Source organism: Lactobacillus sp. B4015 (genome assembly GCF_026536055.1).
GTDB classification, from domain to species: domain Bacteria; phylum Bacillota; class Bacilli; order Lactobacillales; family Lactobacillaceae; genus Lactobacillus; species Lactobacillus panisapium.
The window spans coordinates 153,916-176,754 of sequence record NZ_JAFNOY010000004.1 but is presented as its reverse complement, the minus strand read 5'-3'; the positions used below and the strand labels follow the sequence as shown (position 1 = coordinate 176,754).

General features: G+C 35.8%; 22 protein-coding genes. 4 read left to right on the top strand and 18 right to left on the bottom strand.

The genetic code is table 11. From position 1 onward, the window contains the following. The first annotated feature begins 5 nt into the window (after positions 1-5). Positions 6-527, top strand: a complete 522-nt coding sequence (locus J3U71_RS05525; RefSeq protein WP_164715366.1) for a hypothetical protein — start codon at positions 6-8, stop codon at positions 525-527. Positions 528-553: 26 nt separating this feature from the next. Here J3U71_RS05525 and J3U71_RS05520 read toward each other — a convergent pair whose 3' ends face one another. The 11 genes from J3U71_RS05520 to kduD form a co-directional block, all read right to left on the bottom strand. Next, a complete protein-coding gene (locus tag J3U71_RS05520; RefSeq protein WP_267392823.1) occupies positions 554-1,123 on the bottom strand; it encodes a GDSL-type esterase/lipase family protein in 570 nt (189 codons plus the stop codon). A gap of 60 nt (positions 1,124-1,183) precedes the next feature. Then, positions 1,184-1,795, bottom strand: coding sequence for a hypothetical protein (locus J3U71_RS05515; RefSeq protein WP_267392824.1), 612 nt, complete (start codon positions 1,793-1,795; stop codon positions 1,184-1,186). 208 nt (positions 1,796-2,003) lie between these two features. Continuing rightward, on the bottom strand, positions 2,004-2,342 hold the full coding sequence (locus tag J3U71_RS05510; RefSeq protein WP_267395709.1) for a hypothetical protein: 339 nt from the start codon (positions 2,340-2,342) through the stop codon (positions 2,004-2,006). 35 nt (positions 2,343-2,377) lie between these two features. Further along, entirely contained in the window at positions 2,378-2,569 is a 192-nt protein-coding gene (locus J3U71_RS05505) for a hypothetical protein (protein WP_267392826.1), read from the bottom strand. A gap of 109 nt (positions 2,570-2,678) precedes the next feature. Next, positions 2,679-3,296 (bottom strand): hypothetical protein, encoded by a 618-nt coding sequence (locus tag J3U71_RS05500; protein ID WP_267392827.1) that lies wholly within the window; start codon positions 3,294-3,296, stop codon positions 2,679-2,681. A 177-nt stretch (positions 3,297-3,473) separates the two neighbouring features. Further along, entirely contained in the window at positions 3,474-4,229 is a 756-nt protein-coding gene (gene tpiA, locus J3U71_RS05495; protein WP_267392828.1) for a triose-phosphate isomerase, read from the bottom strand. Positions 4,230-4,253: 24 nt separating this feature from the next. Next, positions 4,254-5,465, bottom strand: a complete 1,212-nt coding sequence (locus J3U71_RS05490; protein ID WP_103752135.1) for a phosphoglycerate kinase — start codon at positions 5,463-5,465, stop codon at positions 4,254-4,256. Between the two features lie 103 nt (positions 5,466-5,568). Beyond that, the gene (gap, locus tag J3U71_RS05485; protein ID WP_103752134.1) at positions 5,569-6,585 is read right to left on the bottom strand and encodes a type I glyceraldehyde-3-phosphate dehydrogenase; all 1,017 of its coding nucleotides are present in this window, start codon (positions 6,583-6,585) and stop codon (positions 5,569-5,571) included. 52 nt (positions 6,586-6,637) lie between these two features. Then, positions 6,638-7,669 carry a sugar-binding transcriptional regulator gene (locus tag J3U71_RS05480; protein WP_267393016.1) on the bottom strand — a complete coding sequence of 344 codons (1,032 nt, stop codon included), beginning with the start codon at positions 7,667-7,669 and terminating at the stop codon, positions 6,638-6,640. 973 nt (positions 7,670-8,642) lie between these two features. Continuing rightward, positions 8,643-9,980, bottom strand: a complete 1,338-nt coding sequence (locus tag J3U71_RS05475) for a PTS galactitol transporter subunit IIC (RefSeq protein ID WP_267392829.1) — start codon at positions 9,978-9,980, stop codon at positions 8,643-8,645. 33 nt (positions 9,981-10,013) lie between these two features. Beyond that, the gene (kduD, locus tag J3U71_RS05470) at positions 10,014-10,841 is read right to left on the bottom strand and encodes a 2-dehydro-3-deoxy-D-gluconate 5-dehydrogenase KduD (protein WP_267392830.1); all 828 of its coding nucleotides are present in this window, start codon (positions 10,839-10,841) and stop codon (positions 10,014-10,016) included. Between the two features lie 148 nt (positions 10,842-10,989). On the opposite strand from kduD, the gene J3U71_RS05465 reads away from it, so the two are divergent. After that, positions 10,990-11,745 carry an IclR family transcriptional regulator gene (locus tag J3U71_RS05465; protein ID WP_267392831.1) on the top strand — a complete coding sequence of 252 codons (756 nt, stop codon included), beginning with the start codon at positions 10,990-10,992 and terminating at the stop codon, positions 11,743-11,745. A 211-nt stretch (positions 11,746-11,956) separates the two neighbouring features. Here J3U71_RS05465 and argF read toward each other — a convergent pair whose 3' ends face one another. From argF to J3U71_RS05440, 5 genes are all read right to left on the bottom strand, one after another. Further along, entirely contained in the window at positions 11,957-12,982 is a 1,026-nt protein-coding gene (gene argF / locus J3U71_RS05460) for an ornithine carbamoyltransferase (RefSeq protein WP_267392832.1), read from the bottom strand. Between the two features lie 200 nt (positions 12,983-13,182). Next, positions 13,183-13,923 carry a lantibiotic immunity ABC transporter MutG family permease subunit gene (locus tag J3U71_RS05455; RefSeq protein WP_267392833.1) on the bottom strand — a complete coding sequence of 247 codons (741 nt, stop codon included), beginning with the start codon at positions 13,921-13,923 and terminating at the stop codon, positions 13,183-13,185. Beyond that, positions 13,916-14,647, bottom strand: a complete 732-nt coding sequence (locus J3U71_RS05450; protein ID WP_267392834.1) for a hypothetical protein — start codon at positions 14,645-14,647, stop codon at positions 13,916-13,918. Before J3U71_RS05450 ends, J3U71_RS05455 begins: the two co-directional genes overlap by 8 nt. Beyond that, on the bottom strand, positions 14,640-15,344 hold the full coding sequence (locus J3U71_RS05445) for a lantibiotic protection ABC transporter ATP-binding subunit (protein ID WP_323848335.1): 705 nt from the start codon (positions 15,342-15,344) through the stop codon (positions 14,640-14,642). Before J3U71_RS05445 ends, J3U71_RS05450 begins: the two co-directional genes overlap by 8 nt. A gap of 147 nt (positions 15,345-15,491) precedes the next feature. Beyond that, positions 15,492-17,018, bottom strand: a complete 1,527-nt coding sequence (locus J3U71_RS05440) for an SH3-like domain-containing protein (RefSeq protein WP_416381422.1) — start codon at positions 17,016-17,018, stop codon at positions 15,492-15,494. Positions 17,019-17,193: 175 nt separating this feature from the next. Between J3U71_RS05440 and J3U71_RS05435 the strand changes: the two genes are divergently transcribed. Next, positions 17,194-18,630: an APC family permease gene (locus tag J3U71_RS05435; protein WP_220269400.1), complete on the top strand. Its 1,437-nt coding sequence runs from the start codon at positions 17,194-17,196 to the stop codon at positions 18,628-18,630. A 170-nt stretch (positions 18,631-18,800) separates the two neighbouring features. On the opposite strand, the gene J3U71_RS05430 is transcribed toward J3U71_RS05435, so the two are convergent. Continuing rightward, positions 18,801-20,330, bottom strand: coding sequence for an SH3-like domain-containing protein (locus tag J3U71_RS05430; RefSeq protein ID WP_267392835.1), 1,530 nt, complete (start codon positions 20,328-20,330; stop codon positions 18,801-18,803). A 246-nt stretch (positions 20,331-20,576) separates the two neighbouring features. Between J3U71_RS05430 and J3U71_RS05425 the strand changes: the two genes are divergently transcribed. Next, positions 20,577-21,029: a Fur family transcriptional regulator gene (locus tag J3U71_RS05425; RefSeq protein ID WP_267392836.1), complete on the top strand. Its 453-nt coding sequence runs from the start codon at positions 20,577-20,579 to the stop codon at positions 21,027-21,029. Between the two features lie 27 nt (positions 21,030-21,056). Here the strand turns inward: J3U71_RS05425 and J3U71_RS05420 are convergent, their stop codons facing one another. After that, complete coding sequence (locus J3U71_RS05420; protein ID WP_258562426.1) at positions 21,057-22,823, bottom strand: SH3-like domain-containing protein; 1,767 nt, start codon at positions 22,821-22,823, stop codon at positions 21,057-21,059. Between the last annotated feature and the right edge of the window lie 16 nt (positions 22,824-22,839).

The following is a 22,839-nucleotide window of genomic DNA, read 5'->3' as shown; positions in this document are numbered from 1 at the left end:
CTGGAATGCGCTATTTATTGGAACTAAATCAAAAACAGGAGTATGGTCAAATTCCCGTAGCCAATGAGCAAGGTAAAATTCAGTATATTATTCAGGGTAATCTTGATAATCCCAATCATACCCTCTATCTAAAAAATACTCATGGGACAGAAATTGGACGTCTTTATACTGACGGAAATGGGATTATTTCTTCTTATACCATCGACGTTGTTAACCATTCTTTAGTAAAGGTTAAACGTCTCAATAGTAAAGTTACAAACCTGTTTTATGTCACTCGGCTAAATTACCTCGTTAGCGGAAGTATTAAAAACGGGAGTTACAAGTTTTTATCAGGAATCAAAAAAGTAGCGACTGTAAAAACGGATGTCCAAAAAATTGGCGTAGTTCTTACCTGCAATATTCTACGACCAGAAGATGTTCCCTTCATTTTGTTATGTGCCACTTTGTTTACCCAATGGCATACCACTCCCTTGCGGCTTCCAACGTTTCCGCCAATCGGCCAAAAATATAATGTAAAATTTAATTAAAGCATCCTCGGTGGGGGTGCTTTTTATTATTTAGTTAGTTGCTCAAAAAGCAAATTAGCTAGTAAGGTATAGCCTGCATTGCCAAAATGTAAGCCATCATCAAGTAAGCCACGACAAAGTATTTTAATTTCTTTACTAGAAATCATTGCTTGGTACAAATTAATAAATTGCAGATGGTAATCTCTAGTAACTTCTTCAATCGCTGCAGTGTAAAGTGCCACTAAATAATTTGTGCGGTATTTCTGCTTTAGTTCATCAATGGCTGGCGGCGAAATAAAAATAATATCTTTTGGTGAGTAAACTTGAATAAGGCTAGAAGCGATTGATGCCATCTTTTGCTTAAATTGATCAATTGGTACCTGTTTATTGGCAGCTAAATCATTTGTACCCAATAAGATCGCTACTTTATCGCAATGTTCTCTTTTTAAAGCCAACTCGGAAATCAAGTCATAAAATTTTACTGAGTTAATTCCCGCAACAGCGGTATTAATAACCTGAAGATTTGAAAGCAGCTTTTTTAAATTATAGTTAATATGGGGTTCAGTTAAACCTTCTTTTCGCGCTATGATACTATCGCCTGATAAAAGTAATTTCACTGTTTTCTCCAAAATTAAACAAAAAACTGCAACTACATGATAGTAGTTGCAGTCACAATATTATTGACGAGGATTTACTTTGCTGTAAGTCATGTCCTTAAACTCATATGTCGCATACTTCTTAGCTAATTCTTCAGAAGTAAAGAATTGGTTAGTAACCTTTCCTTCTTGCGGATGTGATTGGAACAATACAGGTTCTTTTTTGCCATCAATTAACTCAGTTTTTACAGTAAATGCATAACCCTTTTTAGTAGACTTTTGATCGACTGGACTCAAAACAATCCACTTTTCGCCGTTCATTTTCTTAGTAGTTACCCGAGTATATTTTGCAAATACACCAGCATTCTTTAATTTCCAAGCTTTGGTCATTTGCCAAGGATATTTGCTAGTACCCTTAACCTTACCAACTTTGACAGCTTTCACATGTTCGTTTGTCCATGGTGTATCAAAAGAAGTCTTTTGAATGTTCATTGGACTTGGAGTCAAATTATTGGTGCTGTACCATTTGCCGCGCCAAGATGTGGGGAAAGTAAATGACCTTTTAAAGCCATATTTACTTTTCTTAACACTAGCTGCTTGGGTTTGCTCTGCTTGAGTTGCGGCTACACCAGTAGCAGCAGTCAGAGTAACAGTTGCGGCTGCAAGCAGTGTAATAATCTTTTTACTTTTCATATTGTCGGCCTCCTGAGAACCTAAGATAATTTATTATTATACCAGTTAATTGCTAAAAGTGTACCTTTAAGCAAATTAGTTTTATTTATCTATATGTTCATTAAAATGGTCAGTTTTGAATATGAGTAAAAGGATTTATTCTCAAATATCAACCCAAAGCTAAATAAGACTACTATTATAAAATAAAAGGTTGCTAACTAATCGACGTTTAATCCTCTGCGTATCGCTTAAGTTCTTTTGGCTTATGCCCACCAAATCTTTTGGCTAAACGCTTAGATTTCCAGTAAACATTGGTTATTCTAGAAGAAGACGTTGTTCTCTCAATTAAAACTTTATGACCCTTATAATGGTACAAACCGAGATGTGTTCCAGAAGATGCTGGGCTAACCCAAGGATACATGCCAACATACTTAATACCGTGATCTTTTTTATAAGTGACTGGGTAATATACTCTTGCCCAATTTTGCGCTTTTTTTGGAATCCTGGTCCCATTAAAATTAGCAGTTTGTTTATGTAAAACTGTTCCACCAATTTTATGAGCTGACACTTTCAATTTATTAAGCGTTTTTGACTTAATTCCACCTATATCAAAATATTTACCATACCAAGTTCCCGCATTCTCTTGGGAACAGTAAATTTGCCTAAGTCTCCTTTAACATGTTGCGCTTGTACTATCTGCGTAGGAGGTAAAATTTCATTATTAAAAGCCTTGTAGGCAAAAAGACCGATAGTAAACACTCCCATTAGAGCATATAAATATTTTAATTTTTTCAATTTAACTCTCCTTTATGTAAAACTAAATAATCCACTAATACTATGTTAGCAAAAAAAGCAATTTTAAGTCTAAATTTGCTTTTTTAATCATAGTTCTACTTTGTTTATTCTAGTTTACTTCATAAGAAAGATAGTTTAAGTCATTAAAACGATACCCACTATATTTTTGGGCTAATTCTGGAGACCTAAAGAATTGTTCATAAATTTGACCAGTTATTGGGTTTGCCTCAAACATAATTTCCTGGTTAGTTCCATCTAATTGCCTAGTTTCTAAGGCAAAAGCGTAGCCCATCTTTAAAGATTTTTCGTCAATTGGACTCATGATAATCAATTTTTGCTTATTAAGTGTTTTAGTAGAAACGCGCGAAACTTTTTTGATAACCGGATAATGTTTTTGGTTCCATTTATGACCCATTTGCCAGATATACTTATTAGTTCCTTTAACCTTTGTTGGTGTAACAAGTTTCACATATTCGCCAGTCCACGGCGTATTTAAACCCTCGGAATGAATTTCCATACTTTTCAATTTCTGATTAGTATAGCTATACCACTTGCCACGCCAAGATTGAGGAAAATTAAAATTAGCTGTAAAGCCATTTTTTGTTTTCTTAATCTTAATTTTTGTTTGCTTGGCTTGCACCATTTCCGGTTGACTAGTTAGCAATCCACTGACTGTAGTCAATGTAACTGTCGCTAGCAGCACGGTAATTATTTTACGCAACTTCATTATTAAAAGCCTCCTTATTTTTTATTATGTTGATTATCATTATAATCTTATAAAGATAGTTAAGGCAATGAAACTCTAAACTATTTTAAAAACGATTGACCGAACGAATTACTCCATTCTTACATACAAAAAAAGCTTCTGCTCATGGCAGAAGCTTTTTCTTTGATACAGTTAAAATTAGTCTTGGTAGTTTACTAAAGCTAAGTATGAGTCAGGCTTAAGTGATGCACCACCAACTAAACCACCATCGATGTTTGGTTTAGCCATTAATTCCTTAACGTTGCCTGGATTTACTGAACCACCGTATTGAATACGAACATTTTCAGCTGTCTCTTCATTGTACAAGTCTTTAACCGTATCACGGATAGTCTTGCACATTTCTTCAGCTTGGTCTGAACTAGCAGTTTTACCAGTACCGATAGCCCAAATTGGCTCATAAGCAATTACTAAGTTAGCGACTTGGTCAGCAGTAAGACCTTCCAAGTCTGCCTTAATTTGACCAACTACCCATTCTTCTTGCTTGTTAGCTTCACGAGTTTCGAGTGATTCACCACAGCAAACGATTGGGGTAACATTGTTAGCAAATAAAGCCTTAGCTTTTTTATTAATGTCTTCATCAGTTTCATGGAAGTAACCACGACGCTCTGAGTGACCAATAATGCAGTAGTTAATTCCCATTTCATTAAGAACTTTAGGTGAAGTTTCACCAGTGAAGGCACCTTCATCTTCAAAGTAGGCATTTTCAGCACCAACACTTAATTCTGAACCAGCCGCAGCTTTTTTCAAAGCATCTAAGTCAACAGCTGGAGCACAAATTAATGATTCTACTTTGCTTGATTCTGGCAACTTATCCTTAATAGCAGCAACAAATTCTGCTGTTTGCTCTGGGTTCATATTTAATTTCCAGTTACCAGCGATAATTGGTGTACGCATTTAATCGACGTCCTTTCCTATAGCTTATTTATCTGAGATGCAGGCAATACCTGGTAATTCCTTACCTTCAAGGTATTGAAGAGAAGCACCACCACCAGTTGAGATGTGGGTAATCTTAGGAGCAATACCTAATTGCTTAGCAGCAGCAGTTGAGTCACCACCACCAATGATAGTAGTAGCATCAGTAAGATCAGCTAAAGCCTTACCTACTTCTAACGTACCTTCAGCAAAGTTGGACATTTCAAAAGCACCCATTGGGCCGTTCCATACAACAGTCTTAGCGTCTTTTAAGATATCCTTGAATTTTTCAACAGTCTTAGGACCAATATCAAGACCCATCATGTTTTCAGGAATATCATCACCAACAACCTTGCGTGCAGCATCATTTGAGAATTCGGTTGCAGCTAGGTTATCAACTGGTAAAACAATCTTGCCATCTGCTTCTTTAAGGAGCTTCTTAGCTAAGTCAACCTTGTCAGGTTCAAATAATGACTTACCAATTTCGTGACCTTGTGCAGCAAGGAAAGTATAAGCCATACCACCACCGATTAAGATGTGATCTGATTTAGGAATCAAGTTGGTAATAACGTCAATTTTGTCTGAAACTTTGGCACCACCCAAAATGGTAACGAATGGGTGAACTGGATTAGCAACGGCATCGCCTAAGAATTTGATTTCTTTTTCCATCAAGAACCCAGCTGCTGCAGGCTTACCATCCTTTTTCATTGCTTCAGCAATACCAACATTAGAAGCGTGACTTCTGTGAGCAGTACCAAAAGCATCATTGACATACATATCGCCAAGTGAAGCCCAGTATTCACCTAATTTAGGATCATTCTTACTTTCACGCTTACCAAAATCATTGTCAATATCTTGGAAACGAGTGTTTTCAAGGACAACAACATCGCCGTCTTGCATGTTGTTAATAGTGTCTTCAACTTCTTTGCCTTCATTTTCGGCAACAAAAGTTACAGGCTTGTTCAACAATTCGCTTAAGCGATCAGCAACAGGCTTTAAAGTCAATTCTTTTTTATCTGCGTCTGATTTTACCCGACCTAAGTGACTAAGCAAAATGGCTTTACCACCATTTTCAATAATGTACTTAATAGTAGGAAGTGCAGCAACGATCCGGTTGTCATCACCAATTACACCATCTTTAATTGGGACATTAAAGTCAACACGAACTAAAACCTTTTTATCTTTAACATCAAGGTCTGAAACGATTAATTTAGCCATCTTTATCCTCCGATAACTTAATTATTTTCTCTTGAAAAAAAGGCGGAAGGAAGAATTTCCCTCCGCCTTCTCTTTACTACTTAACAGTAATCAAATTTAGCGATTAAAGAGTAGCAAATTTCAACAAAGTACGAACCATTTGGCAAGTGAATGAGTATTCATTGTCGTACCAAGCAACAGTCTTAACTAATTGATTGTCACCAGCAGTGGTTACCATAGTTTGAGTTGGGTCAAAGATTGAACCAGCAGTCATACCAACAACATCGCTTGAAACGATTTCGTCATCGTTGTATGCAAATGATGGGCTTTCGTACTTCTTCAATGCTGAGTTAACTTCATCAGCAGTAACCTTCTTGTCAAGAATTGAAACTAATTCAGTCAATGAACCATCAGTAACTGGAACACGTTGTGCGTGACCGTTAACTTTACCGTTCAATTCTGGAACAACAAGACCAATAGCCTTAGCAGCACCAGTTGAGTGAGGAATAATGTTAACTGCAGCAGCACGAGCAGCACGCATGTTACCACCACGAACAGGTCCATCCAAAAGCATTTGAGTTGAAGTGTAAGCGTGGATAGTAGTCATAGTAGCTACCTTGATGCCAAATTCTTTTTGTAAAGCATCAACCATTGGTGCCAATGAGTTAGTAGTACATGAACCAGCAGAAACGATCTTGTCGCTTGCGTCCAAAGTGTCATCGTTTACTGAGTAAACAATAGTCTTCAAGTCATTACCAGCAGGTGCTGAAATTAAGACTCTCTTTGCACCAGCGTCAAGGTGAGCTTGTGACTTAGCCTTGCTAGTGTAGAAACCAGTACATTCAAGAACAAAGTCAACGCCATCGTTCTTAACCCAAGGAATGTTTTGAGCTTGTGGTTCTGCGTATACGCGGTATTTCTTACCATCAACAACAATTGAGTCGTCAGTAGCTGAAACTTCGTGGTCAAAAGTACCATGAGTTGAGTCATACTTCAACAAGTGTGCCAAAAGTGCTGGGGTAGTCAAGTCGTTAATAGCAACAACTTCGATATCCTTTGACTTTTCGCCTAAATCCATGATCCGACGGAATGCTAAACGACCGATACGGCCAAAGCCGTTAATACCAATTTTAACTGTCATATTCTAAAGTCCTCCTTAAGAACTATAAACATCTATTTATTTTAAATGAGAATTATTTCTCCTTTAAAATCTTATTTGAGGCTCCCTCATCAGTAATTAACCAGGTTTGATGAGGAGCATTAGGCATATAAGCTTTGATTGCTTTTGCCTTCCGGCTACCACAAGCAAAGGCAAATATGTGAGGTATTTTATTTAGATTCTCGAACTGCAAGCCAACCTGGTGCACGCGGTCAACAATCTTTCCATCGCCATCGAAGAAACACCCAAAACATTCGGTGACGACCTTTTTTTCACGCAACTCGGATAAACGAATTGAATCATATCCTCGTCTACGTGCCATATCATGAGCTAGCCCTATTCCGTGAATTACGACATCAGTCTTAGAAATATCTTCAAGCACGTCAGCAACAGTTGATTCACGAATCAGAGACTTATAAGCTTCTGTTGAAACCTGTTCAGGTAAATATAAAGTTTTATAGTTACCACCAGTCTCAGCGGCCATTTCCTGGACGATTGTATTACTTTGAATAGCAACATTTTCGCCTAAGGCTCCCCGACCTGGTACAAATTCCAATTGCCGATTTTTACCTAAACTTTTAGACAAATTTCTAGCTGACTTTGCAAGTGCAGCTCCACCTAGTACAGTAATAATCGAATGCCCGAGCGGCAATAAAAGATCCAGAGCAGAATTTAGTTCTTCTCCCATCTTTTCAAAGACTAGCTCTTGCAAATCACTATCACCAGGAACAATAATCGTTCGTTCAATCCCAAGTTTACGTGCTAAATCGACTTCAGTCTCACGAGCATTAAACAAGCGATCAACCAGTGGTGCTGCTTCTTGCAACATCTTTTTGCCCTTTTCTGTCATAAACATGCCAAAACTCTTGATCTCAATTAAACCAAGCTCACGAAGATACTCTGTTTCGGTTCGCACATTTCTTTCAGAAAGTCCCAATGACCGAGCAACACTTCTGCGTCCAACAGGTGCATGAAGAGAAATTTGCTCAAGGACAAGATACCTTTGCCGAAAAACTTTTAAGATGTCAGGAACGAGAGCTTCTAGCACAGGAATTTCCGCGTACATCGACTTCTCTCCTTCTTCTGGGACAAACATGACCCAATATTTGTCATTTTTCGTCCCAGATTGTCTAAAAATATAAGAGAAACGTAGACTTACGATATTAAGATCTCCCATTTCTCAATCGACATCTATAGTATAACAACCCTTTTTGAATAATTCAAGGAAAATAAAAGCAATTAATGCCCACAATTGTCGACATTAAATACTTAATTTTTGAGGTTACTGTCTCATTACTTTCGAGTCTGCCCGATTACTGCTGATAGCATACTAGTTTTTAACTAAAAAGCTTTATAAAAATTGTTTTAATACTTTGTTATTCACGTATCTCATCACCTTGAATCTTTTATATTTGTGACCGTAAATTGCGTCATCTTCCTTAAAATGCTTTTTTTTAGCAAAAAAGTTTTAACTTTGGCAATTTTTTTGGTATACTACTTGATGTATTTATCCGGGCCCTTAGTGTAATGGATCGCACGTAAGATTCCGGTTCTTAAAATCTGAGTTCGACTCTCAGGGGGCCCATAAAAATAATCTCAATAAGAAACTGCTACTATTTCTGAGTAGCGGTTTTTATAGTGATAAAAATAAATGGTTAGCGTTGATTGCAATCTTAATAAATTCTGACGATAATTTAAGCAGAATATTTAAAACACAACTCTCAAAATTAAGTGATTATAGTTACTTCTTAATTACGCAATAGTAAATAATTTTTTAGAGTTCTATAAGGCTATTAATGTTACTATAAACAATTGATATAAAAGCTTACATTTTTAAATCAGCAAGATAGATAAAACAATAAAGTTTAGGGAGCTAAAAGTAAAAGGCTGGATATTAAAACTAATATCTAGCCTTTAAGACTATTTTTAAAATTCCACAATCTTTAAAAAATTCTTTTTAGAGTGACTTTAACTAAGTTTTTAATCTACAAGTTTTCCTTAATTATTATAAGCATTAAAACTTAAAAGAGGCTGTCACTTTACAGACCTTTCTTTATTTGTCTTCTATTCCAAATCATTAGTGTAATTACAATAAATCCTAGCAGAACCCCACCGATAATCGGTAGATTAACTGTACCCTCATAAACTATCCAAGCTAAAGGACTAGCAGCAAAATCAATACTTGCGACTGAAGAAGTTCCAGCAGGTATAAGACTTGCTTGCACTATTTTTACAGCCTTCGTAAAAATACCTGCTAATGTTGTTGCTGAAAGCACACCTAATACCAAACTCAAAATACCAACCAACAAAGTTTTTAATTCATTTCCGTGAGTATACGGCAGTACTAAAGGAAAAATGTAGATTAGACCAGATAAACTGGCAAGAGGCAGAAATTGATTGCCAGGAATTACAACGGATAAAAATAATATAATCGGAATCAATAATAGACTGGTTACTAAGGTTACCGGGTGACCGATAACCAAAGCTGGAGTCATCCCTATATTAAATTCTTTACCTTTAAAACGTTGTTTTACAATTTCCTGTGTACGATTAGCAATAGGCGATAGACCTTCAATAAACAAATTTGTTATTCTAGGAATCAAAACCATGACCGCTGCTAAAATAACGCCCAACTGCAAAATTTTCGCAAAGGGATATTTAGCCAAAATACCGATAACTATTCCAACAATGACTCCCAAAACTATTGGGTCACCAAGGACACCAAATTTTTCTTTCATTTTATCAGCATCGATGTCAACCTTGTTAAGCCCAGGTATGCGATCAACTATCCAGTTAACGACTATTGCATAAGGGATGAAACTAACACAAAAAGCCTGAGGAAGCGAAATACCATTTAAATCTTTGCCATAAAACTCTTGCACCTTCTTTTGTGATCTATCTGCTCCTATTAGGGTAACAATAATTGTCACACAGGCGGCAAACAAACCCCACCAAAAGCTATCAGTTGCAAAATATACTATTGAACCAATAAAAGCGAAATGCCAGTAATTCCAAAGATCAATATTCAGCGTTTTAGTAGTACCAATTATTAAGCAAATAATATTTACTAACAATCCTAACGGAATAATAATTGCACCAACTGATGTCGCAAAAGCGACTTGTGAAGCAGCTGGCCAACCTATATCCAAAGTATATAAATGTAAATGGTAAGTTTTTACCATCGCATTAACAGCTGGACCAATATTGTCAGAAAGAAGTTGCGTAATAACACTTAAGCCCACAAAACCGACTCCAACTTTCAAACCAGAAACAAGTGATTTACCAAATCCCATTCCGATACAAATACCTAGAATAAGAAAAATTATTGGCATCATTACACTTGCTCCCAAAGACATAATGTAATTGACAACAGCCAAAATAATCTCCTCCAAACCCTAACTATAGAAAACTTAACGCACTAAATAACCGCCATCTACTGGTAAAATGGCACCATTTACATAAGCTGCTGCATCACTCGCTAAAAATACAGCAGGACCCATTAATTCATATGGCTCTGCCCAATGGCCCATGGGAATCCTGCCCAAAATTTCATCATTACGATCTTTTTGAGCACGAATTGGAGCTGTATTTTCTGTTTTAATATAACCTGGAGCAATAGCATTAACTGTTACATTAAATGCGCCCATTTCTGAAGCAAACGCTTTTGTTAATCCGGCTACACCATGCTTTGAAGCAGTGTAGGAAGGAATAAACTTTCCACCTTGATAAGACAGCATCGATCCTATATTGATTATTCTTCCCGCCTTTTGTTTTGCAAAAACTTTAGAAGCTTCAAGAGACATGTGGTAAACTGCACTTAAGTTGATTGCAATAACTTTGTCCCAATCTTCGTTTTTGGATTTAAGCAAAGGATTACGTTTGATCATTCCAGCATTGTTCACTAAAATATCTATATGACCCATTTTATTAATGGCCTCATCAATCACCTTGTGAGGAACTCCTTTAGCCGTGAGGTCACAATTCATAAATTCAACTTTTTGCCCAACACTTTCGATAATTTCTCGAGTGTTAGCCCACTCCTTTTCACCAAATGTTGGAATAAAAATATCAGCACCAGCCTTTGCCATAGCAATAGCATACCCTTGACCAAGACCAGTGTTACCTCCGGTGATAATTGCCACTTTTCCTGCAAGGCTAAATTTATTCATATCAAAATTGTTTTTCAACTCATCCTCATGTTGACGAATTTCTTTTTCAGATTCATGAATTTCTATCATAATAGTTGTCCTCCAATAATTCTACTTGTTTAATTTCTAAATAAGAAATATTGTTTCTTATTTATAATAATATTGTATTATTTCTTAGATTTAATGCAAGGGCTTTCACATATTATTTATTGGATTATGATTTTAGAAGGAACAAAAAATGCAACAAAAAAGTTTATATGGTGGAGTTTTATTGAAAGCCAAGGAAATTTTAGATTTTATTTCCAAATGCGAAACTCCTCCCACCTTAAAAGAAATAAGTAATCATGTTTCGATTACTAAACCAACTGTTTTAAAAATATTAACCACTCTGGAATATTGTGACTTTATTAGATGTGTCGGAAATCCCAAGCAGTATTACTTAGGTCTGACTTTTCTTACGTATGCTCAAAAAGCAAAAACTAGTTTTAACTTAGACAGGATAGCCATGCCTTTTATTAATAACTTGCGAGATAAAACAACTGAAGCAGTGAATCTTGGCATTTTGGAAAATAATAGTATCGCCTTGCTTGATCGTGCTCAAAGTACAAATACAATCCGCTTAGACCTGCAGTTAGGTGGTCATATGAGCATGTACTCTTCAGCTATGGGTAAAGCGATTTTAGCTTGTTTCCCGAGGGAAAAAATTGAAGATTATTTAGATAGAACGGCTCTTATAAAGCTGACAGAAAAAACTATTACTAATCGGGATGACATTTTAAATGAACTTGTAAAAACTAAAAAAAGAGGATATAGCCTTGATATTGGCGAAAATCAGGATGGGATTTGCTGTATTGGATTTACAATCAAGAAAAATAGTGATGTTCTTGGAGCATATAGTATTAGTGCTCCAATATATAGAGTCAATGATTCAAAGCTAAATTTGTGGATAAAAGAAGGTTTAGATACCCAACGTAAAATCGAAGCAGCTGTATAAAACTTCAAAAAAAGGATTACTTTCATTCATATGTGACTCTTTGAGCCACATACTCCCAGAGTTCACTAACTTATGAAAGAAATCCTTTTTAATTTTATCTAATGAAAAGTGATAAAAACGGCAATAAATATGAGAAACTATTCCATATTCTTCTTTAATTTTTATTTTAAATTTATCTATTTTTTGATTTATCTTGAATCAATTATTCTTCTTATGAGGATCTTTTTTCAAATAAACAGTTTAATTCATCATCATAGTGTTTAATTAATGAAATTGATGTTTGTTTCATGTTCGGTTTTAATAAATAAGCAAAGATTGCTCGCATTATCGCTTTTTTATTTGCAGATTGTTCCCAAGCAATCGAATGCTTACCTTCAAGCACAGCAGTTGAGACTTCCTCTTCACGGTTAGCTGGCAAGCAATGCATAAATTTAACATTAGTATTATGAGTTTTTGCCAACAGTTTTTCGTTAATTTGATATTTAGGATAGAAGATTTTCAGATATTCTTCCTTGGTCAATTCGTCTTCATACGAGCCATACCAGACATCAGTATAAACAAAGTCTGCACCTTGCAGTATGTCATCTTGATCTGATAATTCGATTGTAGCTCCACTTTTGACAGCAATTTTTTTCGCCTGGTTTAAAATAGCAGTCGAAATCTGCTTTTCTTTTGGTGCATACTGAGCAAAGTTCATTCCCATTTGAGCACACAATGACAAAGCAGATAGAGTAATTTGTGTTGTATCACCAACAAACACCAGCTTAACATCTTCAATGTTCTTGCCAGCCGGCATATTCTCTTCAATAGTCATGAGATCACCAAGAGCTTGAGTTGGATGATCATCGTCACTCATAAAGCTAACTACGGGTGCTCTTGAACTCAAAGCAATGCTTTTTATTGCCTCCTGACTACTGATGCGCACACCAATAATATCAAGCAAGTCTCCTAAAACACGACTCGTGTCTTCTAAGTTTTTGTGTCCATTCTCACCAAGCTGTATTTGACCTGGTGCTAAATATAGCGCATGTCCGCCTAATTCAGTCATTGCCGCTTCAGCCGAACAACGAGTTCTGGTAGATGATTGGTCAAAAATCATCCCCAAACTTTTTCCTTTAAGTAAAGGCGGATAATAACCATTAGCAATTGCCGCCTTAATCTTTAAACCTAAATCAGTTATGTATTGCATTTCTTCTTTTGAAAATGCCAAAGTTTCGATGCAATCTCTTTTAGTCATAAATATCTCCTTTTTGAATTTTTTGTGACTAAATCTAATAATACCGGAAATATACTGAAAATAGGTTAATAAATTGAAAATTTACCTAAAAATTTAACTACTATAAGCTTTTTTAATGTTTCTTATCATCTACAAATTAACAAAGATTTACTTTGGCTCAGAAATCTGATAAATTAGTGTTTTTTCCTGTTTATGTACCATTATTTTTTGGTGCCCTGCCAATGATTAAAATAGCGGAAAATCAGCCAGCTTAAGATAGCGGTTAAGATCACCGGTACCAGATAAGATAATGTCGCCATTTTGACGTAATCAGCCGGGATATTAAGCCGCCAAAAAACGGTTAAGCGACTTTGCCAAGCCCAGGGAATAAATGGCCAAACTAAATCAAATAAAGAAGTAACGCCTAGCATTGAAATCACTGAACCAAAAAAGCCCAAGATCAAGCTGCCACCGATGTTCCATTTCAAAGAAACTAGTTCTGCAAATTCATACTGCAAAAATCCTAATACTGCAAAGACAATGCTGAGCGAAAACAGCTTAAGAAAAGAAATTCCGGTCACGTGATAGACAGCAGTTAAAACCAAGTAATAAATTAAGTTTGTGCCGATCACTTCAATTACATACAGCAACCAATAAAAAATTAGCTGTCCCATAATTGTTTTGCCCTTGGTCATGGGCTGAGTTAACCAATTTTGAAAATTCCCGGCTTTTTCTTCACGATCAAAAACCACAGAAACTACAATACTAATCGCCAACGGCGAAATAAGGGCCAAAATTGTATTAAACATATCAACCATGTTAGCGGAAGTAGTTAAATTTTTCCGGCTGCCATAATAAACACCTATTAGAAGTGGAAAAATAATTAAGGCGGCTAAATGTAAATAGAGCAGCATACTGCGATGCAATTTAATATTTTCAGCTTTAAAAATTGATTTAGGCATTCTTAGTCACCTGCTTTCTAAAGGAGTAAGCTGCCAAAAAGCTAAGCAGAACAAATAAAACAATTGAAGCAAGAATAGTCCAAGTAGCATCAGGGGCAACTTCGCTTGCCTTTAGTGCTATTCCATTGACATGCAATCTTATCAAAGCAACTGGAAACAAGTCCGACCAGCTATAAGGCAAGATTTTTCCCCAAGTAAATGTTCCTAAACAAGAAATACTAATTATTGACCCAAGAAAAGCTAGTCCAATTGTCACATAGAGATTTGATATTCTACTTAACCACGTATATAGAGGAATTTGCCAGATTGTGGTCAAGAAAAGTCCGCCAACTGCAATTAAGCAAGACACAATACCAACTCTAGTTGAAAATATGAAGCTAGCTAAAAAAAGAACTAGTGCTAAAACCATGCTGACCATCAATGAGAGCAGTACCCCGTGCAATATCCTACTTAATTCAAACGTAAACAAATTATTTGGGGAACTTAAAATCGTTTTATATTCAGTACTAGCTTTTTCATGACGATCAACCAGACCGATGATCAAGGCTAAATATAAGTTAAAATATAAAAAACTCCACTGGTTAATCGTACTTTCAATCACATAACCCGTTGAATTGAAAAATAGCATAGTGAAAATAATAATCAAAAGTGGAAAGACAAGTGTGATTGATCTAATTAGTGTTCGCTTGTCTTTAAGAATTTCGTTTACTAGAACATCAAACATTCAAAGCACCAGCCTTTGCCAAAGTTGAATTGAAGAGCTTTTCCAAATCAGTTTCATGATCATATTCTTGCTCCAGGAGAAGCTTGCCACCACCAATAATGCCAATATTATCAGCTAAATGTTCTACTTCAGATAACATGTGACTAGAGATAATAATTGTCATTTTCCTATGTTTGAATTTAGCAATCAATTCGCGCAATTGTTGAATTCCGAGTGGATCAAGACCATTAGTTGGCTCGTCTAAAATTAAAAGCTTAGGGTTACCAACTAGAGCCAGACCAATTCCTAGACGCTCTTTCATTCCTAAAGAAAAATTTTTAGCTAACTTTCTTCCGGTGTTAGCGAGCCCAATGGTTTGCAAGATATTGGGAATTTCACTTTCTGCAGATCCTCGTAAACGACAAATTACTTGTAAGTTTTCTTGGGCGGTCAAATTACCATATAAAGGAGCATTTTCAATTAAACAGCCAATGTTAGCCAAGTCAGCTCTTGTCCATTCGTGCCCCGCAAATTCGACATGACCACTTGTAGCGGAAATCATTCCAGTTAAAATTTTCATTAAGGTAGTTTTTCCAGCTCCATTAGGACCAAGAAGGCAATAAACTTTGCTTTCCGGAACATGCAAATTAATATCATTAAGCACTTGCTGATCTTTAAACTTCTTCACCAGTTGATGTGTTTCAATTAAATTAGTCATTATTTGCTCTCTCTTCGCACTAAATTTAGTTTTATACTTTTCTATATTTATTAATAATAATTTAGTACAATAATATCATTTTATTTTAATTATGAGAATGACTTTAAAATAAAAAAGCAGCTTTTTTACAAGCTGCTTTTAATCTAATTATTTAGTTTTTCCGGCCGTTAATTCTCCTCGCTGAGCAAATTCAACGTAAAGTTTATTACCAGAAACTGATAACCCTTCAATTTCTCTTTTAACATGCAATCGGTGAGTTTTTAAATACGTTCCATCTCTAGCAAGTTTAAAAATCAAGTCATTAAAACCAAGATAAAATTGATCGTGTCGTTTATCATAGGTAAAACCTTGGACAGGCGAATGATTGCTTACAAAATTACCCTTGGTGGCTCCTACTTCTTCTGGAGTCCATGTATCACCATTGCGGGTCATTTTCCAGTATTCATAGCAATTGTTGCGACCATTATGAAATGAACAGTACATGATATGATCGTTAGGAAAAGTAGCATTATGAATATAGCGTGGTGCTTTGCCATTCCAAATTCGGAAACTCCAAATTTGCCTAACTTTCATATCTGATTTACGAATCTGAAAAATCTCTTCTGATTCGATAGAATTTTTTGATTTATTATTATTAGCTATCACATAGATATATTTAGATGATGAACCAATTGCTTGTCCATGACCTAATTTTATGTAAGGACTCACTTTGATATGCGCAGCATATTTTTTAAAAATAGACCATTTGAGACCAGGCAAATTCTGGGCAGCATATTTGCTAATATGCTTCAAATTATACGAAACTAAGTGGCCATATTGGTCATTACTGGAATTAAAAACGGCAACAGTGAAGTTGGAACCTCGGACAGTTATTCCTTCCGGAATAATACCAACTTGTCCCATCCGATCAGCTGCTTTATTGTAATCCAAACTAACAAAGCGAGGTTGAAACATCTTAGTCTTAAGGGTCAGACCCTTAGATTTGAAGGTATTAGGTCGAGTCTCAAAGGTGAAATTATGAGCGGCGTTCCAATTTCTCGACGTGGAAATTGAACTACCCTTCCAGGTCCTAACTTCTTTTGGACCAGGCATTAACGGTTTATTTGCCTTAGCAATTCCTTCATTTTTATCAGAGCGGACCGTTACGTCCGCTTGCGCTTTAGCCTTGCCATAGCGATAAGTCACTGTGGTAGTTCCGGGTTTATCAGAATAAATGATCGGAGTTGAAAGATAAACTTTCCTAGTATCAATTGCTGTTCCAGCACTATTAGTCACATAATTAATCGCATCTTCAGGATTAAAAGAAAAATAGGGATTCTGCACTAGACTTACCTTTTTGGCAACAGAAATTTTATTTCTGGCAAAATATTTCTGATTAACCCAGCCGACTGGGTGTCCATCAACAATAATGTTCCAGTACTTTCCCTTTTTGGTAGTAATTGATTTTTTTGATTGAATTTGGGCATGCTTAAAATACTTAGTGTTGGTGAATTTAGCCGACGGACCTTTTTTAGATATGTGATGATAAACTGGGTACTTGCCTTTTCCTGCAATTTTAGTAACAGCTTTATGATAACTTTTGGCACTTACCTTTGATAAATTACACCCACAAAATAAGCTAATCATGACAGTTAAGGTCATAATTAGCAGCCTACTTTTCAACTTTTGGTTCATCAATTACTCTACCTTTCCGAAAAAAATATATTAATACTAGTCTCACACTTTTAACGAGCTAAAGCAAATTACTAAAGGGTTGCCTAAGTTATCTTTTTTAAAAGATTAGCTTTTAAGCATGCTGTAGGTTATAATAATCAGGTTATTATATTTTTCTTTAGGGAGAATAAGATTAATGGATAAATCACAAAAAAATTCTAAGAAAATGATGTGGACCACACTGGCAACGATGGCCTTCTCCATAGTTTGGAGTTTCGGTAACGTTGTTAATGGGTTCATTTATTTTGACGGTACAAAAGTAATTCTTAGCTGGATTATTATTTTCCTACTGTTCTTCATACCATACTCACTGATGGTTGGGGAACTAGGCTCTGTCTTTAAAGACTCAGAGGGTGGAGTTTCCTCATGGATTAATGCTACTCTTGGAGCAAAGTGGGCATATTATGCTGGTTGGACTTTTTGGGCTGTTCACGTTGTATATATTTCCAGTAAAGGTACTGGTGGATTAAGAGGAATGGCCTGGGGCATCTTTGGTAACACGAATTGGTATGACAGTTTGCCAACCACTGTTACTCAACTTGCCACTTTAGCTGTCTTCCTCTTCTTCTGCTGGGTTGCTAGTCGTGGCTTACCAGTTATTAAAACATTGTCAACCATTGCTGGTTCTTCAATGTTCATCATGTCTATTTTATTCATTATCATGATGTTTGCGGCACCGATAATTAACCCACATGCCGGTTTTAACACCATTAGCTGGAATTGGAAGAATTTTGTACCAGACTTTAATGTTAAGTATTTTACTTCTTTATCAATTTTAGTATTTGCGGTTGGAGGAGCTGAAAAGATTTCACCTTATGTCAATAAGTTGAAAGATCCCGCACGTAACTTTCCTAAATCAATGTTAGGCTTAGCTGCAATGGTAATGATTTCTGCTATTTTAGGAACAATTGCTTTAGCCTTAATGTTTGATCCTAAAGTTGTAAACAACAATTTAAATGAATACATTTCAAATGGACCTTACATGGCTTTCAATAAGCTAGGCGAATACTACGGTGTTGGTGGACTGTTCATGTATATTTACGCTTGGTGCAATGTTATCGGACAATTTTCAGCATTGGTTATTAGTATCGATGCCCCGCTACGTATTCTTTTGGGCAGCAAAGAAGCGAAAGATTACATTCCTAAAAAACTGCTAAAAATAAACAAACACGGCGCATATATTAATGGTATTTGGATGGTTGTCTGCCTTTCAGGGGGTTTAATTGTCTTACAGGCAATTATGCCTAATGCTCAAGCGATCATGGCACAATTAGTTAAGCTAAACTCGATTGTAATGCCAATGCGCTACCTGTGGGTTTTCATTGCTTATATTGCTTTACGTAAACAAGCAAAAAAATTCCATAACGGTCAAAATTATGAAATGACCAAACACCAGGGTTTAGCATATACTCTTGGATTTTGGGGGTTACTTGTTACAATTGCATGTTGCTTAATGGGAATGTATTCTCCTGATCCATTCACTTTAGGCTTAAACATTGCAACACCAATTGTTTTATTATTGCTTGGTATGATCTTGCCATCAATTAAGCATCACCAAGATGCAAAGGCATAATTTATCAGTTAGACAAGTTAAAGGCCGCCTTCTAAGGTGGTCTTTTAATATCGTGACAAATACACCATCTTAAAAAGATTAAGTGAAAACTATTTTAACAAATAAAAAACACAATTCTCGTTAGTAGGAATTGTGTTTTTTTAATTAATCTACCTCAGATAGATTTGCTTTTATTTAATTTGACCAGCAGTTAATTCTCCACGTTGAGCAAATTCTACATAAAGCTTATTACCAGCTGCTGATAATCCTTCAATCTCACGTTTAACGTTAAAATGATAGGTTTTCTTATACGTACCGTTTTGGTCAACTCTGAAAATATAATCATTAAACCCGATATAGAATTGCTTACGGTTCGAATCATAAGTAAAACCTTGAACAGGTGAATGATTACTTACAAAATTACCCTTGGTGGCTCCTATTTCTTCTGGGGTCCAAGTATCACCATTTCTGGTTACTTTCCAGTATTCATAATAGCCGTTGCCACCATTATGGAATAAGCAGTACATGGTATTATCACCATCAAACGTAGCATTATGAATATAGCGTGGGAAAGCTCCACTCCAAATTCTAAAACTCCAAATCTGATTAATCTTCATATCCGATTTACGAATTTGAAAGATCTCTTCTGACGCATTAGAATTGCTTGCAGTATTATTATTAGCAATAACATAAATATAATCAGTCGAAGAGCCAATAGCCTGTCCGTGACCTAATTTGATGTATGGGCTAACTTTGATATTTGAGGCATAGCGTTTAAAGGTAGACCATTTTAGATTTGCTAAGTTTTGGGCAGTAAACTTATTAACGCGATTTAAATTGTAAGTCACTAAGTGACCATTTTGATCATGACTGGATTTAAACAGAGCAACAGTGAAATCAGAGCCGTTAACAGAAATACCTTCAGGTATTACACCTACTTGGCCCATTTGATCTCCGGCTTCATGATATCCTAGGCTGACAAATCGTGGTTGGAACAACTTGGTTTTTAAGGTTAAGCCATTTGCACGAAAAGTATTTGCCTTAGTTTCTGAAGTATAGTGATGCGCAGCATTCCAGTTTCTAGAAGATGACTTTGAACTACCCTTCCATGTTGCTACTTCTTTTGGACCGTTCTTTGGTGTTAAAGCTGCTCGACTGATACCCTCATTTTTATCATCACGCACGGTCACATCTACACTAGCCTTAGCCTTGCCATATTGATATTCAATAGTAGTCTTTCCAGGAGTTGCAGAACTAACACTTGCTTTGGATACATTTACTTTACCAACATTAACTGCAGTACCAGCACCATTAGTCACGTAATTAATTGCATCCCTGGTCTTAAATGAAAAATCACTATTTTGAACTAAACTAATTTTTTTAGCCACAGAAATTTCATTTCTTGCAAAAAAGTTTTGGTTTACCCAGCCTACCGGACGACCATCAACGATAATTTTCCAAAATGTTCCCTTTTTTGTCGCTAACGACTGCTTTGACTGAATTTGGCCATGCTTCAAATATTTAGTCGAGGTAAACTTACCTGCTGGACCATTCTTGGTTACACGATGATAAACAGCAAAATTACCATCTCCTGCAATCTTAGTTACAGCTTGATGGTAGCTTCTTGCCTGAATATTTGAATTATTACTCCCCAAAAAAAATAAGCTAACTGCAACTGTAGCGCTAGCAATTAGTAAATTATGCTTCAATTTTTTTCTCATCTACTTTTTACCTTCCTATAAAACTATAAATATAGTTTTGCACTTTTATATGACTAAAGCAATAGTTATTAAATCAAATTAGCAGAAAAATTCTGTTTAATTGCTAGCCATATTGATAACGAGCTAGAATTAGCTCAAATATTTTTATCAGTAAACTAAAAAATAATTAAACTGATTATGTAGAATCAGCTTTTTTCTGTAATTTAATGCTAAACTAGGTGTAAAAAGTCTGAGGAGATGATCTTCATGTCGAAACATTTAACAGAAGCAGAAAATTTATTGCGCCAACATAATTTAAAGGTTACCAAGCCTCGTTTAAAAATCTTACAATACTTAATGTCGCACCATAATCATCCCACCGCTAGTACTATTTTTCAGGCAATCAGTGGTAACGAACCTACTTACCGTGCTACTGTTTATAATACTTTGAATAAACTAGTCGATGCAGGAATAGTGATTGAAATTAAGAATAGTGATGATTCTCTTCATTATGACTACTTTGTCGAGCCCCATTTTCATATCATTTGTAAACAATGTGGCAAGATTGCAGATGTTTATTATCCAGATTTTGAAACGGTTGAAAATCGAATGCGCGCTGAGGCAGAAAAACAAACAGGTTTTATTACATCTGCAAGTCACCTGGAGATTTTTGGTATTTGCCCAGATTGTCAAAAAAAGAATAATAAAAGCAAGAACTAACTGTTCTTGCTTTTTACTTTATTCAAATTAATCGATTTTCATACTTACTAACAATTCAGCTCTTTGAGCTAAATTAACATATAATTGCCCGTTATTAACCGAAATTCCTTCAATCTCGCGGCCTGTATCAAATGAATAATGATCTTTTAATGTGCCGTCACGACCGATCTTAAAGATTAAATCATTAAAGGCAAGATAGAAGTTCTTATGTTCAGGATCGTAGGTAAATCCTTGAACAGGAGAGTTGTTATTAACAAAATTACCATCTGTTTTACCAACTAATTTTGGATACCAGTTGTCACCAGTACGAGTTAATTGCCAATATTCGTAGCGATTATTCTTAACATCGTGATAAACAGTATACATTTCATAATCATTCATCACAACACCGTTATGGAAGTAACGTGGATTGTCTTGGTCACCAACCCAAGTCTTAATGGTCCAAATCTTATTAATTTGCAAGTCGCTCTTCCGAATTTGTAATAATTCTTCAGAATCACTGCTCTCCTTCAAGGTATTATCATTGTTCAAGACGTAGATATATTTGTCACTTGAACCCATAGCTTGACCGTGACCAATCGGAATATAAGGACTAACTTTAACGTGCTTTACATAATTGTTAAAATCCTTTTGTGACATATCAAGTAAGTATTGAGCGTTATAAGGACTAGTTAGTTTATTTAAATCATAACCTACAATATGGCCTGACCTTAAATATGTATGGCTTAATAAACTAGTATATGCCCATCCCTTTGACACAGTAACGCCTTCTGGGATATGACCTACACGGTTAATATTATCATCACTAGGGTCTTTAACACTGAGTAAAACTGGTTGATAGAATTTAGTCTTTAGCGTTAAATTACCGCTTGTCAAAGTGTGTTTTTCAGTTTCCGGAGAATATTCAGTTGGACTAACATAATTAACTGAAGAACCATAGTGTGTTTTCCATGCTTGATGGTCATTAGTACCTGGTTGAGCTGGTAAACTGTTAGTTACGTCTGGGTCGGCAATTCCCTCTTTAGTACTCTTTCTGACAGTAACTTTAACAGTAGCAGTAGCCTTACCATATGTATATTTTACTTTATAAGTTTTTGGAGTAGCACATGGTATGGTATCACGCGACACTTTGACATTATCATTGTCAATAACTGTTCCCATATAGTTAGTTGCATAGGAAATGGCATCTCTTGTAGGAAATTCATAGCCATCATTAAGAACTAAACTGACTGTTTTAGGGACAGCAATTTCATTTCTTGCAAAATAATTTTCATTGACATAGCCGACCTTACGACCGTCAACATAAATTCGCCAGTAGCGGTATTTCTTTGTTTCAATCAATTGGTCAGATTGAATGTGATTGTATTGGAAATTGATGCCGTCAGCGACTTTTTTGACAACCCTACCATTTTTAACATCTTGCCAAACTTTATAATTCTTATTACCGGCAACTTTGGTCATCATGGCATAGCCAGTAATAATCTGTTTTGGCTTCTTTTTATTTTCTTTGTCTTCGTCGCCATTATCCCCATCATTAGGATTTTTCGGATTTGTCGGCGTTTTTGCATCCGTATTGTTATTACCATTGCCGTCGTCATCGTCAGCGCTCTCACCATTATTTTCATTATTGTCAACTGTATCAGAGACAGAATTCTTATTAGAATTGTTTTGTGTTGGTGTTTGCTGCGTAGTACTGGAATCAGCTGCAACTGGAGTTGCACACAATCCAGTCGTTGCTGGTAAGCAGACTATCAATGCTGTCGTCATTGTTGCTATTTTTTTAATAAGCTTCAAAATTATTCCTCCAAAA

Bases quoted from the DNA above. Each gene is read 5' to 3' on its own strand.
- J3U71_RS05435 (WP_220269400.1), top strand. From the start codon at position 17,194: ATGGATAAATCACAAAAAAATTCTAAGAAAATGATGTGGACCACACTG.
- kduD (WP_267392830.1), bottom strand. From the start codon at position 10,841: ATGATAGAAATTCATGAATCTGAAAAAGAAATTCGTCAACATGAGGAT.
- J3U71_RS05440 (WP_416381422.1), bottom strand. From the start codon at position 17,018: ATGAACCAAAAGTTGAAAAGTAGGCTGCTAATTATGACCTTAACTGTC.
- tpiA (WP_267392828.1), bottom strand. From the start codon at position 4,229: ATGCGTACACCAATTATCGCTGGTAACTGGAAATTAAATATGAACCCA.
- J3U71_RS05450 (WP_267392834.1), bottom strand. From the start codon at position 14,647: ATGTTTGATGTTCTAGTAAACGAAATTCTTAAAGACAAGCGAACACTA.
- argF (WP_267392832.1), bottom strand. From the start codon at position 12,982: ATGACTAAAAGAGATTGCATCGAAACTTTGGCATTTTCAAAAGAAGAA.
- gap (WP_103752134.1), bottom strand. From the start codon at position 6,585: ATGACAGTTAAAATTGGTATTAACGGCTTTGGCCGTATCGGTCGTTTA.
- J3U71_RS05500 (WP_267392827.1), bottom strand. From the start codon at position 3,296: ATGAAGTTGCGTAAAATAATTACCGTGCTGCTAGCGACAGTTACATTG.
- J3U71_RS05430 (WP_267392835.1), bottom strand. From the start codon at position 20,330: ATGAGAAAAAAATTGAAGCATAATTTACTAATTGCTAGCGCTACAGTT.
- J3U71_RS05490 (WP_103752135.1), bottom strand. From the start codon at position 5,465: ATGGCTAAATTAATCGTTTCAGACCTTGATGTTAAAGATAAAAAGGTT.
- J3U71_RS05455 (WP_267392833.1), bottom strand. From the start codon at position 13,923: ATGCCTAAATCAATTTTTAAAGCTGAAAATATTAAATTGCATCGCAGT.
- J3U71_RS05480 (WP_267393016.1), bottom strand. From the start codon at position 7,669: ATGTACGCGGAAATTCCTGTGCTAGAAGCTCTCGTTCCTGACATCTTA.
- J3U71_RS05525 (WP_164715366.1), top strand. From the start codon at position 6: ATGCGCTATTTATTGGAACTAAATCAAAAACAGGAGTATGGTCAAATT.
- J3U71_RS05515 (WP_267392824.1), bottom strand. From the start codon at position 1,795: ATGAAAAGTAAAAAGATTATTACACTGCTTGCAGCCGCAACTGTTACT.
- J3U71_RS05425 (WP_267392836.1), top strand. From the start codon at position 20,577: ATGTCGAAACATTTAACAGAAGCAGAAAATTTATTGCGCCAACATAAT.
- J3U71_RS05445 (WP_323848335.1), bottom strand. From the start codon at position 15,344: ATGACTAATTTAATTGAAACACATCAACTGGTGAAGAAGTTTAAAGAT.
- J3U71_RS05465 (WP_267392831.1), top strand. From the start codon at position 10,990: ATGCAACAAAAAAGTTTATATGGTGGAGTTTTATTGAAAGCCAAGGAA.